Source organism: Sphingomonas sp. SRS2, from assembly GCF_000971055.1.
In the GTDB taxonomy this organism is placed as follows: domain Bacteria; phylum Pseudomonadota; class Alphaproteobacteria; order Sphingomonadales; family Sphingomonadaceae; genus Rhizorhabdus.
The window spans coordinates 1-734 of sequence record NZ_LARW01000009.1; the positions used below are offsets into that span (position 1 = coordinate 1).

1 protein-coding gene is annotated in these 734 nt (G+C 58.0%); it reads left to right on the top strand.

The genetic code is table 11. The features are described 5' to 3' along the window. Window positions 1-5 precede the first annotated feature (5 nt). A protein-coding gene (locus WP12_RS23740; protein ID WP_200894426.1) for an IS5 family transposase occupies window positions 6-718 on the top strand; the annotation gives its coding sequence in 2 pieces (ribosomal slippage) (window positions 6-297 and window positions 297-718; 714 coding nt in all). The last annotated feature ends 16 nt before the right edge of the window (window positions 719-734 follow it).

The window sequence follows — 734 nt, forward strand, 5'->3', positions numbered from 1 at the left end:
CAAAGATGGAACCGCATTGTCTGGGTAAGCCGACCGACCCGGGACGAAGCGGGAGGAACAACCGTCTATTTTTGGAGGCAGTGCTATGGATTGTCCGGACGGGCAGTCCATGGCGTGATCTGCCGACGATGTTCGGCAACTGGAGTACGGCGTTCCGGCGGTTCCGTGACTGGCGCACGGCCGATGTTTTCAAGCGGATTTTCGATGCCTTGTCGGAGGAGGCCGACATGGAATACGCCATGGTCGATGCCACCATCGTCAAGGTTCACCGGCACGGTCAGGGCGCAAAAGGGGGACTCAGAGCCAGGCCATTGGTCGCTCTAAGGGCGGCATGACCACCAAGATCCTGGCGCTGACCGATGCCTTGGGCAATCTGGTGCGCTTCGAACTTCTGCCGGGAAACCGCTATGATACCATCGGCGTTGCACCTCTGCTCGACGGCATCGGCTTCGACGCGCTGCTTGGTGACAAGGCCTTTGACGCCAACTGGATCGTCGAGGAACTCGATCAGCGCGGGGCCAAGGTTGTCATTTCACAGCATCCCGGACGCGCACAGAAACTCAAGATCGACGCCGAGATGTACAAATGGCGCCACCTCATTGAAAACTTCTTCTGCAAACTCAAAGAGTTCAAGCGCATCGCCATGCGCGCCTGCAAAACCGATCTAAGCTTCTCCGCAATGATCTACCTCGCCGCAGCCGTCATCAACTCGCGATGAATCCCCACAACCCCTA